Here is a 13637-nt window from a genome sequence, read left to right on the forward strand (position 1 = left end):
ATTTTATCACGAAGAAATTTCAAAAACAGGCAAAATATGCTGATAAAGTGGTAAAAATACGGGTAAAAAGAAGTATGCGCGGGATAAATTATGCAAATGGCATATGCTTTGCAATCCGCTGTTTCTCTGGTATAATAGAGCCATACTGTTTTGCAGAATACCTATGCTGTCCCATGGGACGGCTGACGATAACAGGAGGAACGCACATGAATCTCAAGGGCAGAAATTTTCTCAAGCTGCTGGACTTCACACCGGAGGAAATCGAGGGAATGCTCGACCTCGCGGCTGACCTCAAGGCAAAGAAAAAGGCGGGCGTACCGCATGACACGCTGCGCGGAAAAAATATCGCGCTGATTTTTGAAAAGACCAGCACCCGCACGCGGTGCAGCTTCGAGGTCGCAGCGCATGACCTCGGCATGCAGGTGACCTATCTCGACCCGTCCGGTTCGCAGATCGGCAAGAAGGAGAGCATCGCGGATACGGCGCGCGTGCTCGGCCGCATGTTTGACGGCATTGAATACCGCGGCTTCGGTCAGGACATTGTCGAGGAGCTGGCAAAGTATGCAGGAGTCCCGGTTTGGAACGGACTGACCAATGAATTCCATCCAACTCAGATTCTGGCGGACTTCCTCACCATCCGGGAACATTTCGGCCGTCTGAAAGGCATCAATTTTGTCTATCTGGGTGATGCGCGCTATAACATGGGCAATTCACTGATGGTCGGCTGTGCAAAGATGGGACTGAATTTCACTGCTTGTGCGCCGAAGGAATATTTCCCGAATGCTGAGCTGATTGCACAGTGCGAGGCGATTGCCGCTGAAACCGGCGCGACGCTGCGCTTCTGTGAGGATCCGATGGAAGCAACGCGCGGTGCAGATGTCCTGTATACCGATGTATGGGTATCCATGGGCGAGCCGGTTGAGGTATGGCAGGAGCGCATTGACGCGCTGGCACCGTATCAGGTTAACAGCAAGTTGATGGAAAACGCAGGCGAACAGGCGGTCTTCATGCACTGTCTGCCGGCATTCCACGACCACAAAACCACCATCGGCAAGGAGATGGGCGAGCGCTTCGGCCGCGATGCAATGGAAGTCTCGGATGAGGTCTTCGAGGGCCCGCAGTCCATTGTGTTCGACGAGGCGGAAAACCGCATGCACACCATCAAGGCAGTTATGGCGGCAACGCTGTAAATGATGTGATACATACAGGGGAGCAGGAGCAAATGCCTGCTCCTCTTTTTTGCGCTGTGGGAGGAGCAAGGATTGACGGCAGTTGCGCACAATGCTATGATATAAATAGAAACAGAATGCCGGGAGGACGAGAGCATGAAAATTGACGGAAATGAGCTGGCAATCCGCCAGAATGAGCTGGATCAGCAGGGCTTCAAACAAGAAGCGTATGAGATGAAGATGGAGTTTTTGAAGCAGGTGCGCGAGAGCGGCGACCACTGCCCATGTACGGAGGCCTGTCCGCATCATGGAAACTGTTTCGAGTGTGTGACCATCCACCGCGGACACCGCGACCATCTGCCGATGTGCCTGTGGGATATGGTGAATGAACGCATTGCTGCGCTGTCACACATGACGGAGGGTTCATTGCGGCAATATGAGACGGAGCATGCGGAAAAATGACACAAATGCGAGCATATTGGGTAGAGATAAATAAGGAAGGCTATTGCAATTCGTATCATAAGATGATATAATATTCCAAGAACAATCCGTGGAAAGCCCATGGGGAATTATTTGCGACACGCAGAAAGGAATGGCAAATATGAAATGGCAGAAAAGATTGATGAGCCTTGTGCTCGCAGGCTGCATGTCGGTTTCCGTACTGGCAACGGCTGCTATGGCGGCAGACGTGCCGGCACAGGACGGGCAGGGAACAACGGTAGAGACTGCGGTTGACTGTGCGGCAGGCGCACATGCATGGGATGCTGGCAAGGTGACGGTTGAGCCGACTGAGACGACCACCGGCATCAAGGTTTATACCTGCAAAATTTGCGGTGAGACCAAGACCGTAAGACTGCCGAAGCTGACCACCAAGCCGGTCAGCGAGATTTTCACTGATGTCCCGGCTGTTTCCTGGTACGTTCCGTACGTACAGTACGTATATTCCTACGGCCTGATGGACGGCACCAGCGCAACCACCTTCGCTCCGAAGTCCCCGCTGACCCGTGCGATGGTTGCACAGATCCTGTATGCACAGGCGTACAAGCCGGAAGTAACCGGTGAATCCGTATTCAGCGACGTAACCAACAGCGATTCCTGGTACTATGATGCTGTTATCTGGGCAAGCCAGAACAAGGTTGTTGCAGGCTATCCGGACGGCACCTTCCAGCCGAAGGGCAATGTTACCCGCGAAGAGCTCGCTATGATGCTGTACGCTCGTGAGGGCAAGCCGAAGGTTTCTGACTGGTCGCTGAAGGCATTTGCTGATGCAGACAAGGTTCAGGGCTGGGCTAAGGATGCAATTGTCTGGGCAAACCAGGTCGGCATCATCTACGGTTCCGCTGACAACGGCGAGCTGTACCTCAACCCGCAGGGCAATGCAACCCGTGCAGAGGCTGCTACCATGCTGTCTAAGTACCTGTCTCTGAAGGACTGGGCTGACTAAGTCAAACTGCATCAAGATGCAATGATGTAAAAAAGATGCTCCTTCCGCTTTGCGGAGGGAGCATTTTTTCTGTCTTTACGGAAATAAGAATCGATGCAGCGGTTCGGTCAGATGCCGTTCCCAGAATCGGATGCACATGCCAACGCCGAATGCGGCGATAAAGGTTCCTTCCCGGATACCGCTGATGTTGTGCAGGAAGAAAAGCGACAGGATCACGGTCAGTGCTACAACTGTCCAGTCGAACCAGATTTTTGTTGTGGACATCGGCTTGCCGGTTTTAAATGCCAGTGCCAGTGCGACTGCATCAGCCGGCATATTCAGGATATCAGCTGCGACATAGAGGAAAATTCCTGTGCCGAGAAAAACAATGCTGCACAGCATATAGATAAACTGGATGAGATAGCCCGGATTGGCGGGCAGCAGGTTGGTCAGCATACCGGACAGTGTGACAAACCAACCGAAAATTGTGGAAATAACGAGCTGGAGCAGGTTAAACCATTGGAAATCGCGGCGCAGAATCAGAATCTGCAATACGATATACACGGAAAACACCAGCGTAGTACATAGCCCGAGGCTTTTTCCGGAAATCAGGCTGACAACATAAGGAATGGTGTCAATCGGGGAAACACCAAGCCCGGACAGGACGGATAAATTGACGCCGACTGTCATCAGAAACAGGCCGACAAGATACACCGGAATCCGGCGCACCCAGGAAACAGTTTTTGTCATGGAGTTCATTCCTCTCTCTCTTTTTACAAGAGGCATGTTTGCCCCTTTGTTGTCATTGTAGCAGAAAGGACGCGTGGAGAATAGAATAATCTTGCGAAATGTTCCAAATTGGAAAGGGTTTGCAGCCGATCCATCCGCGTGGTATGATACAAATATCAAAGCGAAAGAAGGAACAGATATGATTCTCGAACAGATCATTCAGGCCGTGCGTGAGTGCGGTGAAATGATTTTGCAGGCCGACCGCACGCAGGCGGCGGCCGAAATAAAAGATGGACAGTCGAATAATCTGGTCACGAAATATGACAGAGCTGTGCAGGAGGCATTGCGTGACAAGCTGCTGGAGATTGCACCACAGGCACATTTTGTCGGGGAAGAAGAAGATGTGCACGAATCGATCGCACGCGGCGATGCCTTTGTTGTCGATCCGATTGACGGTACGACAAATTTCGTCAAGGATTACAAGTGCAGTGCGATTTCTGTTGCAATGACGCACGATGGGACGCAGGAAATCGGCGTGGTGTATAACCCATATCTTGATGAGATGTTTTATGCACAGCGCGGTAAGGGTGCGTTCTGCAACGGAAAGCCGATTCATGTCTCCGAGAAACCGTTACAGCAGGGACTCACGCTGTTCGGCTCCGCTTCCTATTACAAAGAACTGGTGGATGATTCATTCCGCCTGCTGCGCCTGTGCTTTGACCGTTCCATGGATATTCGCCGCAGCGGGTCAGCGGCGATTGATCTGTGTACGATTGCAGCGGGACGCGCGGAGCTGTATTTTGAACTCCGCTTGCAGCCGTGGGATTATGCAGCAGGCTCTCTCATTGTCCGCGAGGCGGGAGGCTCTGTCACACGTGTGGAGGGCGGGGAGATCGACCTCACAAAGGCATGCTCTGTGCTTGCCACCGGAACCGGTGCAGATCCGTCGTTCCTGCGTGTATAACGTCTGCTTGACAGGTTTGGTAATCCGTGCTATTCTGAATATAACAAGAGAGACATACCGGCAACGGCTGTCCCTTATAGAAAGTGATTGAAGCAATCGCCATCTTTGGAAGGGTTAGGCGGTTGCTTCTTTTTTATCTGGAAAGTAAAATGACCAGATTGATGATCGATACAATCAGCGTACAGAACTGAAACAGCTCTGAATACGTAACGTTTTTCACATCATCCACCCCCGATCCTTTACAGATTTGGGGGAAAGAAGTTTGTCCCCATCGAAAAATCAGGGGACAGCCGCCACCGTTTTGGTATGTCTCTGTGCACGATTCTAGCAGATTGGACAAAACCTGTCAATCGGGGACAGGCAAGCCGCCGCGGGCGCTTTTGGCGCAGCCGCGGCGGCTTTTTTTGCATGTCCGTATGACGTTATGTTTCTTTCCATACAGGGATGGTAACCATTGCCTTGAACAGGTCGCCGTCGATTTCGACACGGCAGGTGCCACCCATCAGTTCGGCGAGACTTCTGGCAATTGACAAGCCCAGTCCACTGCCTTCGGTGTGACGCGAACGGTCGCCGCGCGTAAAGCGTTCCATCAGCTCGTCAGAGGAGATGTTCAGCTCGGATGCGCTGATGTTCTTTATCGTCAGGGTTGCAAATTCCGTACCCGGCTGGATGGCGATATAAACGCGGCTTCCGGGCAGCGCATAGCGCGCACAGTTGGAAAGCAGGTTGTCAAGAATACGCCATAGCAGCCGTCCGTCTGCGTTGACATAGACCGGCGGATTGGAATCGATGCGGACATCGAGATTTGCCTTTGTCAGATGCTCCGAGCGTTCGCCGAGTGCCTGCCGCAGCAGGGCATCAAAGTCAGCCTGCATCAGCTCGACCTTCATCGCGCCGCTGGAGGCCTTGGACGCGTCGAACAGGTCGCCGGTCAGGATGCGCAGGCGCTGTGCCTTCTGGTCGAGGACATCCACATATTCGCGGGCGGTCGGATCGGTCAGATTGCATTTTTTCAGCAGGTCGATGTAGGTGATGATGCTGGTCAGCGGGGTTTTGATGTCGTGCGATACGTTGGAGATCAACTCGGCTTTGAGCCGTTCCGACTTGACCGCGGTGTTGACTGCGTCGCCGAAGCCGTCCGAAATGCCATTGAGATCGTCGGCGAGCGCATGCAGCTCCCTGCTGCCATACTCCAGCTTGATGTGCGTTTCCGTCTTTCCGGCGCGGATGTCACGAGCACCGTTTGTGACCGCTTCAAAACTATCCGCCTCGCGCATGCCGAAGTACAGCAGGCCGGCAATAATAAACGGGACAGTGAACCAGAATATACAGAGCAGCGGGAGCAGAATGGAAAGGATTACGATTTTCTGACGCAGGGATGATTTGCCGAACTGCTGCGCCAGCCAGCGCACGCCATGCACGATATACTTCTTGAACAACCGCCAGAACAGAAATCCGTTGAGCCATTTGCGCGCTTTGATGCGGCGGATCTGCGCGAGCACCAGACCGAGCGTGACAGCTGCCAGCAGCATGGACGAGACAATGACAATGGGATACAGTATGTTCTGCGGAATGGAGTCATACTGGTCGATGAGGACGCAGATGATACCGACCCATGTGAGCCATGCGGCAGTGCCGAGGACAATCTGCGCTTCTGTCCAGACGCGGTCGAAGCCGATCAGATGAATGCCATCGGCTGTGGTTTTGCGGCCTGCGCCGCAGCACAGGAGGACAAAACCCAGCAGCGCGGCGAGTACAACGATGCAGATGATGCCTGCGAAGCGCTGTACGACGCGGCTGGCGGTCGCCCACTGTGCAGCCATGCTGTCATATGTGGTCGGCCTGAGCGCGAGGAGCAGCACATCGCCAGAACCAAAGGGTTGGTCGTAATAGCTGGAAATATCCTCAATTGGCTGCGCGGTGTCATCCCACAGCTGTCCCTGCCAGTCGAAGAATCCGTTTGCGTTCAGAGAACAGACAAGCGGATAGTCGGATGCGGTCAGCTGCTTCTTTGCAGCGGCAGCATTTGTGACATCCAGATTGGTCAGGGTTGTATCGGTTTCCTTGCAGTACGCATAGTAGTCGTAGCCCTCAAGGAGCGATGTCAGCCGGGCGGTATCGCGGACATTGTCCAATTGTTCGGCAATCATTTTCTGACGAAAGACAGCATAAACTCCGCGATTCATTTCCAGCCAGCCGCGAAAGTTTGCTGCATCGCCGCCGTCCTGCGTGATTTCATAGTTCATTGCCAGCGTGACCAGTTCGTTGATCTTTTCGTCGGACAGTGCATTGGACGAACCTTCCTCTGCCGGATATACGGTGCGCCGTATGGTTTGCATCTCAAGCGATTCGTCCTCATATTCGTTGTAATACAGATCATAGTAGAAATTATAAATTTGCTCACAAAGCTCAACTTCGTCGATACTCTGCCCGGAGGCGACATAGCTCTCGTTTCCCTGCTGTACCTGGCTGTACAGCTGATAGATCAGGGAATCCTGATTTTCTATCAGATAATTGGCGGGCATCTCCCGCGTGAACAGCATGCGACCGTCGAGCATGGAATCGAGATAGTTGTCCTGCGCGTTGTACACATAGTCTGCGAAAGCAGCCGCCTGCCATGCGGCGACGCCTGCGGAGGCCACCACGAGGATGACCGCAACTGCCTTAACCCAGCAGTTTCGGGTGAAGTTTCTCCATTTTGTAGCCAATTCCCCACACCACCTTTAAGTATTTCGGCTCTTTTGGGTTGATTTCGATTTTTTCCCGGATGCGCCGGATGTGAACAGCAACGGTGTTTTCCGGACTGTATGCAGTCTCGTTCCACACCGCCTCATAGATCTGCGAGATGGAGAACACCTGCCCGGCATGTTTGGTCAGGAAAGCGAGAATGCCGTATTCGCGCGGCGTCAGACTGACCGGCTCACCGTCGACCGTGACAGATTTCGCCGCGTCATCGATCACAAGTCCACCGGTGCGATATACACGGCTTTGCTCCTGCACCATCATGCCGCCAAGTGCTGTATAGCGCCGCAGCTGGGAGCGGACGCGTGCCATCAGCTCCGCCGGGTTGAACGGCTTGGTTACATAGTCATCCGCACCGACCGTCAGGCCGTCAATTTTGTCGACATCCTCGCTCTTGGCGGAAAGCATGATAACCGGGATGTTCTGCGTTTCACGCAGCACCTCGGTCGCCCGCATGCCGTCCATGCCCGGCATCATGATATCCATGATGACCAGATGGATGGTTTGCTTTGCGCAGATGTCCAGCGCCTCCAGACCATCATGTGCTTCGACCGCCTCGTAACCGGCGGCGCGCAGGTAAATGCCAATCGCCCGCGCAATTGCGGGATCGTCGTCGCAGACGAGAATACGGTACAGCATCTGTGTGTCCTCCTTGCTGTCTATGGGTATAGGATAAAAAAGCTTCCTTTCAAAGGATATCATAGAAATCTTAATAATTTCTGAAGAAAACAAAAAATACCATGGTATGGTAAAAATGCATAACTTGTTTTATATGAATTTGGAAGATCAGACAAAATCTCGAGAGACGCTGAAAACCGCGTTGACAAATCTCGCGGGGCAGGCTATACTGAAGATACGATAAACGAACACAGCTGTGACTGGTAAAGCAGGCAGGACTAGATTACATACTTTGCGCAAGACTCGCGGAAAAGTTTGCAACTAGTCTTTTTTTATTCCAGAGGGAAAGCTGGAAAACAGGGAAATGGGAACACAGGGAAAGAGAGCATACCATGTATCGCATTGCGCGTGTCATAGGAAATAATTTTGTGTGCTCGGTCGGGGAGGATGGACAAGAGGTCATTCTGCGCGGTCTGGGCATCGGATTCCGCAAGAAAAAGGGCGACATTGTGCCGCCTGCGACCATTGAGAAGGTTTATGCGCTTCGGGATGAACGAGCCAAGAGCAAGCTCATGGAGCTGGTGAAGGATGTGCCGACCGAGCATGTCGCCGTCTGCACGGAGATTATCGAATGCGCCCAGCAACGCCTCGGGAAAAAGCTGAGCGAAAATATCTACATCACATTGACCGACCATATCAGCTTTGCCATTGAGCGCAAGGCGAAAGGGCTGGAATACAAAAACGGCCTGCTGTGGGAGATCAAAAATTTCTATCCAAATGAATTTTCAATCGGTCAGCACGCAATTGAAATGGTGCACGACCGGCTCGACGTACAGCTGAGTGAGGACGAAGCCGGATTTGTGGCGCTGCATATCGTCAACGCTGAGCTGGACACCGATATGTCGGATATGGTCAAGATCACCGAGATGATTCAGGTTATCCTGAAGACCGTCCGCAACTATTACGGCATTACGCTGAATGAAAATTCGCTCGATTACGGGCGGTTTATCACGCACCTCAAGTTCCTCGGCCAGCGCATCGCGCGGCGGGAGACCATGGAGGGTGACGATGAGCAGTTTCAGCGCATGATCCGTGACCGCTATCCGCGCGATTATATCTGCGCACAGCGGATCCGGACGTATCTGGAAAAACAATTTCACTGCAATCTTTCGGAGGAGGAAATGGTGTTCCTCACGGTGCACCTGCGCCGGGTTTCCGGAAGCAAAGAATAACAGAATATGGAAGCTTGTGACCGGTCAGAAATGCTTGGGCAAGACCTTGCGCTGATGGGGCGTTTTGCTCCTGCCGGAAATCCGGCGGGTTGTTTGCCCTGCGTAAGGTCTTTTTTGTGCATAAAGCGGGCATCCGCTTGGCAATATTAAATTTATCAGGAGGAGAAAGAAATGAAAGACAAGATTTTCGGCGTCTTACAGCGTGTCGGCAGATCATTCATGCTTCCGATTGCGCTGCTCCCGGTAGCCGGTCTGTTTCTTGGCATCGGCAGCTCGTTTACCAACGAGACCATGTTGGAAACCTATGGGCTGATGGGAATCCTTGGCCCGGGTACGGTGGCCAATTCCATACTCAACGTCATGAATGCGGCGGGGTCCATCGTGTTCGACAATCTGGCGTTGATCTTTGCGATCGGCGTTGCGATCGGCATGGCGAAAAAGGAGAAGGAAGTCGCGGCGCTCGCCGGCGCGATTGCATTCTTCATCATGCATGCCTCCATCAGCGCGATGATCGAAAACTTCGGTGCACCGAATATGGATGGTGCGACGGCGACCGTCTGCGGCATCAATTCGCTCCAGATGGGCGTATTCGGCGGCATTATCGTCGGCCTCGGTGTTGCGGCGCTGCACAATAAGTTCTATAAGATTGAACTGCCGCAGGTGCTGTCCTTCTTCGGCGGCACGCGCTTTGTCCCGATTATTTCCGCAGTTGTCTATCTGGTTGTCGGTATCGTTATGTATTTCATCTGGCCGATTGTCCAGAGCGGCATCTATGCGCTGGGCGCACTGGTACTCAGCTCCGGTTACGCGGGCACCTGGCTGTACGGCTTCATTGAGCGTGCGCTCATTCCGTTCGGCCTGCACCATGTCTTCTATCTGCCGTTCTGGCAGACCGCACTCGGCGGCACGATGGAAGTCGGCGGCGTTGTCGTAGAGGGTGCACAGAACATCTTCTTCGCACAGCTGGCTGATCCGACCGTCACTCACTATGCCTCTCAGGCTTGCCGCTTCATGACCGGCAAGTTCCCGTTCATGATCTTCGGTCTGCCGGGCGGCGCGCTGGCAATGTACCACTGCGCAAATCCGGAAAACCGCAAGGAAGTCGGCGGCCTGCTGCTGTCCGCAGCGCTGACCGGCATGCTGACCGGTATTACAGAACCGATTGAATTTACGTTCCTGTTCGTCGCACTGCCGCTGTATGTCGTACATTGTGTGCTGGCAGGCCTCTCCTATATGCTGATGCATATCCTCAACTGCACAGTTGGTATGACGTTCTCCGGCGGCATCATCGACCTGACGCTGTTTGGCATCATGCAGGGCAATGCAAAGACCAGCTGGATCTGGGTTATTGTTGTCGGTGTTGTTTACTTCGCCGTATACTACTTCTTGTTCCGCTTCATGATTACCAAGTTTGATTATCAGACCCCAGGCCGCGGCGACGCGGAGAACAAGCTGTACACCCGTGCCGATGTCAATGCGGCAAAGGATGCACAGAACAGCGCAGGCGGCGCGGATGCGCTTTCTGCACAGATCGTTGCAGGCCTCGGCGGCCGTGCAAACATCTCGGATATCGATTGCTGCGCAACCCGTCTGCGCATGACGGTGCATGACTCCGCAAAGGTTGACGATGGTATTCTGAAATCCACCGGCGCATCCGGCGTCATTCATAAGGGCCAGGGCGTACAGGTCATTTATGGACCGCGCGTCACGGTAATCAAATCCAATCTGGAGGACTTCCTGGAGCATGGCGGCGACGCTGCCCCGCAGGCAGCTCCGGCACCGGCACCGGCTCCGGAAGCACCCGTTCCGGCAGAAAAGAAGGCAGGCCCGGCCGTTACGCTTTGTGCGCCGATTACCGGCAAGCTGATCCCGCTGAGCGAGGTCAAGGATGAGGTATTCTCGGAAGGCATGCTGGGCGATGGCGCAGCGATTGAACCGACAGAGGGCAAGGTTGTCGCACCGTGCGACTGTGAGGTTGCCAATGTCTTTGATACCAAACACGCCATCGGTCTGGTTGCAGGCGATCTCGAGCTGTTGATCCACATCGGCATCGACACCGTGCGCCTGAACGGTGAGGGCTATGACATCAAGGTCAAGGCGGGCGATACGCTGAAGAAGGGCGACCTCATCGGTACCTTTGACATGGAAGCCATCAAGAAGGCGGGCTATCCGCTGACTACACCGGTCATTGTCACCAACTCGGATGATTTCGCAGAGATTGCGATGCAGCCGTCCGGCGATGTCAAGACCGGGGACCGCATCCTGACGGTTCGCTGATAAAAAACAGCCCCCCCCTTTTTTCCCAACCCCTATAAGCGGGAGACCGGCAACCTGCCGGTCTCTCGCTGTTTTTGGCATGCAAAAAGCACCACCGCAGTCGGTCTGACTGCGGTGGTGCTTTTACAGAGAAAAGAGATAAGAGAAATAGGTATGAAAAAAATTGGGGGAATCGGATTAACGGTGAGAAGCGATGGAAATTTCCGCGTCGTGATGCATCGAACGTCTGTGTGCGCCTGCTGTGCGGGGGTCATTCAGGTCGATGTTTGCCGAAGTGCCTGCGTCTGTACGGGAAAGATTGCTTTCGTTGGTCAGATATGTGTGGAACTGTTCCATGCTTCCTGCTTTCACCATCTGATTGAGTTCGCCTAAGATGCCCATCGTGCTCGCTTCCTTTCTGAGCCATATGGCCCGATATTTTGCCGAAAACGGTCGACCGGTGCATTGCACCAGGCTTTCTGTCTTCGCTAATATAATATCCCATTTCGTTACGTTTGTCACGGCGCAAATTCACCGAATTATTGCTATGAAAAACATGTGTTTTTTACTATCTTATACAGAAATAACCGAAAACGATTTAGCGTGATAAAGTTTGTTTATAAAATCTGTGATTTTGTGCAAGTTTTTCATAATTTTCGCAAGAAATTTAAAAAAATTTCTCAGATAAATCATGCATATTGTTTCTTAAAATTTCAAAATCAATAAAAATTCAAGATAAACTCGAAATTTTACTGCAAAAAAGATGGAAAAATCGATGGAATGAAAAAACAAGATGTTTCATATGTTTGTTTCATACAGGTGCGAACAAAGCTCCATGTCTCGCGGACAAAACGCACGTGTTTCCGTGCGGAAAACGACAGGCTGGACATGCAGATAATATGGGAGTTTTTTGAAGGGATGGAAGAGAATGAAAACGCAAATTTGAACAAACGTGCAAATTGAAACAGAGTATAACAATAGAGAAATAGCTATATAAACGAAGGTGCGGATAAAAAATCCCGCCGGAACAACCGGCGGGATGAAGATGTGAAATCAGGCAGAGAACTGTTGGGCGAGGAAGCTGCGGAAGGCAGCGAGGTCGGGGAAAATGCTGTGGCACAGCGTGCGCATTTCGTCCGTCGGAGGCAACAGGTCGGGAACCATGACCGGGCGCATGCCTGCCGCGGCTGCGGCACGGATGCCGTTGTAGGAGTCCTCAATGGCGAAGGCATCCGCAGGCAGGACAGCGAGTGCGCGGCAGGCGGCCTCATAGATGTCGGGATAGGGCTTGCTGCGTGCGATGCGGTCGCCGCCGATCACGTGGTCAAAGCAGTGGTACAGCTGCGCATGCTCCAGCTCGCGCCGAATGGTCACCTCACGCGTGGAGGAGGCCAGACCAATGCGGAAGCCGGCGTTCTTTGCCCAGTCCAGCAGCGCACGAACACCCGGCTTGACCGGGATGCCATCTGTGTCCGCGATGGCATGGAAGGTGCGGCTGACATGGCTGTTAAATTGTTCGGAAGGGAAGTCTGCGCCGTAATGTGTGCGCAGGATTTCTCCGGTATACATGCGGGTCGTGCCTACGGTCGAAAGAAAGACCTGGTCGAGGTCGCCTGCATCCAGACCGTATTCCGGCGCCAGCAGGTGCCAGCAGCGGCGGACAAGCGATTCTGTATCGAGAATGACACCGTCCATATCGAAAACCAGTGCCGGGTGTTGCAGGTTTGTGGAATTCATCGCAGTAATCTCCGTATCATGCGGTACAGCAGCGGTTTCATGTTGTCAATCGTGTCGGGGCGGCCCTCGATGATGCTGGAATAACAGACCGTGCCGCACATTTCTACGATAATAAAGATAACGTCATACAGCTCCTGTGAGTTGTGGATATCGGCGAGCGGCGTGTCGTGCAGGCGCATGACGATGGCGCGCCAGAGCGGGTCATCCGTATGCCCGGTCAGGCTGCGCTGGATCATCGGCCATGAGAAGTTGCGCTCAATCAGACGCAGGATATCCGTGTGCTCTGTCAGATAATCGATGATCCAGTCCGCGAAGATGATAATATTTTCCGCGAAGTCGTCGGTACGGCGCTGCTCGGCGTAGATATAGGCCTGCCGGATGATGTCATAGCTGATCTGGTAAAGCAGCTGCTGGAGCAGGTCATCCTTGTCTGCAAAATAGAGATAGAAGGTGCCCTTGGCGACCTGTGCGCGCTCTGCGATCTCGCTGATGCTGGTTTTTGACACGCCCTTTTCCAGAAACAGCGTCTGCGCGGCGTGCAGCAGATTTTTCTTTTTTGTTTCCTTTTTCTGTTCCATGCTTTCGCTCATGCTGTCTCACCCCTTTGTATCCAATCGGATTGCCACAAGTATAGCCCATTCGCCGGGATTTGGCAAGAAACGCGAGTGGGAAAACTGATATTCTGCGAAATGAACAACGCGATGTTGGAAAAGGGTAGCAAAGTCGGCAATATAGATATTGACCACTGGTCAGTTTTGGACTATACT

General features: G+C 53.0%; 12 protein-coding genes. 6 read left to right on the forward strand and 6 right to left on the reverse strand.

What is annotated here, in order from left to right; genetic code table 11:
• Positions 1–206 precede the first annotated feature (206 nt).
• The 3 genes from argF (at position 207) to ACLM7Z_RS05285 (ending at position 2613) form a co-directional block, all read left to right on the forward strand.
• Entirely contained in the window at positions 207–1190 is a 984-nt protein-coding gene (argF, locus tag ACLM7Z_RS05275) for an ornithine carbamoyltransferase (RefSeq protein ID WP_087019083.1), read from the forward strand.
• 135 nt (positions 1191–1325) lie between these two features.
• On the forward strand, positions 1326–1631 hold the full coding sequence (locus tag ACLM7Z_RS05280; protein WP_087019081.1) for a hypothetical protein: 306 nt from the start codon (positions 1326–1328) through the stop codon (positions 1629–1631).
• A gap of 139 nt (positions 1632–1770) precedes the next feature.
• On the forward strand, positions 1771–2613 hold the full coding sequence (locus ACLM7Z_RS05285; protein WP_435645660.1) for an S-layer homology domain-containing protein: 843 nt from the start codon (positions 1771–1773) through the stop codon (positions 2611–2613).
• A 75-nt stretch (positions 2614–2688) separates the two neighbouring features.
• On the opposite strand, the gene ACLM7Z_RS05290 is transcribed toward ACLM7Z_RS05285, so the two are convergent.
• Positions 2689–3342, reverse strand: a complete 654-nt coding sequence (locus ACLM7Z_RS05290) for a YczE/YyaS/YitT family protein (protein ID WP_133058277.1) — start codon at positions 3340–3342, stop codon at positions 2689–2691.
• A gap of 178 nt (positions 3343–3520) precedes the next feature.
• Here ACLM7Z_RS05290 and ACLM7Z_RS05295 point away from each other — a divergent pair, with 178 nt between their 5' ends.
• The gene (locus ACLM7Z_RS05295) at positions 3521–4285 is read left to right on the forward strand and encodes an inositol monophosphatase family protein (RefSeq protein ID WP_087019075.1); all 765 of its coding nucleotides are present in this window, start codon (positions 3521–3523) and stop codon (positions 4283–4285) included.
• Between the two features lie 422 nt (positions 4286–4707).
• Here ACLM7Z_RS05295 and ACLM7Z_RS05300 read toward each other — a convergent pair whose 3' ends face one another.
• Positions 4708–6993, reverse strand: a complete 2286-nt coding sequence (locus ACLM7Z_RS05300) for a sensor histidine kinase (protein WP_435645661.1) — start codon at positions 6991–6993, stop codon at positions 4708–4710.
• Entirely contained in the window at positions 6950–7666 is a 717-nt protein-coding gene (locus ACLM7Z_RS05305; protein ID WP_087019070.1) for a response regulator transcription factor, read from the reverse strand. Before ACLM7Z_RS05305 ends, ACLM7Z_RS05300 begins: the two co-directional genes overlap by 44 nt.
• Positions 7667–8037: 371 nt before the next feature.
• On the opposite strand from ACLM7Z_RS05305, the gene licT reads away from it, so the two are divergent.
• Together licT and ACLM7Z_RS05315 are read left to right on the forward strand one after the other, a co-directional pair.
• Positions 8038–8877 (forward strand): BglG family transcription antiterminator LicT, encoded by an 840-nt coding sequence (gene licT / locus ACLM7Z_RS05310; RefSeq protein WP_087019068.1) that lies wholly within the window; start codon positions 8038–8040, stop codon positions 8875–8877.
• 171 nt (positions 8878–9048) lie between these two features.
• The gene (locus tag ACLM7Z_RS05315; RefSeq protein WP_087019066.1) at positions 9049–11154 is read left to right on the forward strand and encodes a PTS transporter subunit IIABC; all 2106 of its coding nucleotides are present in this window, start codon (positions 9049–9051) and stop codon (positions 11152–11154) included.
• Positions 11155–11331: 177 nt separating this feature from the next.
• Here ACLM7Z_RS05315 and ACLM7Z_RS05320 read toward each other — a convergent pair whose 3' ends face one another.
• The 3 genes from ACLM7Z_RS05320 to ACLM7Z_RS05330 form a co-directional block, all read right to left on the reverse strand.
• Entirely contained in the window at positions 11332–11535 is a 204-nt protein-coding gene (locus tag ACLM7Z_RS05320; RefSeq protein ID WP_087019064.1) for a hypothetical protein, read from the reverse strand.
• A 651-nt stretch (positions 11536–12186) separates the two neighbouring features.
• Positions 12187–12870 carry an HAD family hydrolase gene (locus ACLM7Z_RS05325; RefSeq protein ID WP_087019060.1) on the reverse strand — a complete coding sequence of 228 codons (684 nt, stop codon included), beginning with the start codon at positions 12868–12870 and terminating at the stop codon, positions 12187–12189.
• On the reverse strand, positions 12867–13460 hold the full coding sequence (locus tag ACLM7Z_RS05330) for a TetR/AcrR family transcriptional regulator (protein WP_087019058.1): 594 nt from the start codon (positions 13458–13460) through the stop codon (positions 12867–12869). The genes ACLM7Z_RS05325 and ACLM7Z_RS05330 overlap by 4 nt, the downstream gene beginning before the upstream one ends.
• Positions 13461–13637 lie beyond the last annotated feature (177 nt).

Source organism: Butyricicoccus porcorum (genome assembly GCF_051246315.1).
Classification (GTDB): Bacteria; Bacillota; Clostridia; order Oscillospirales; family Butyricicoccaceae; genus Butyricicoccus_A; species Butyricicoccus_A porcorum.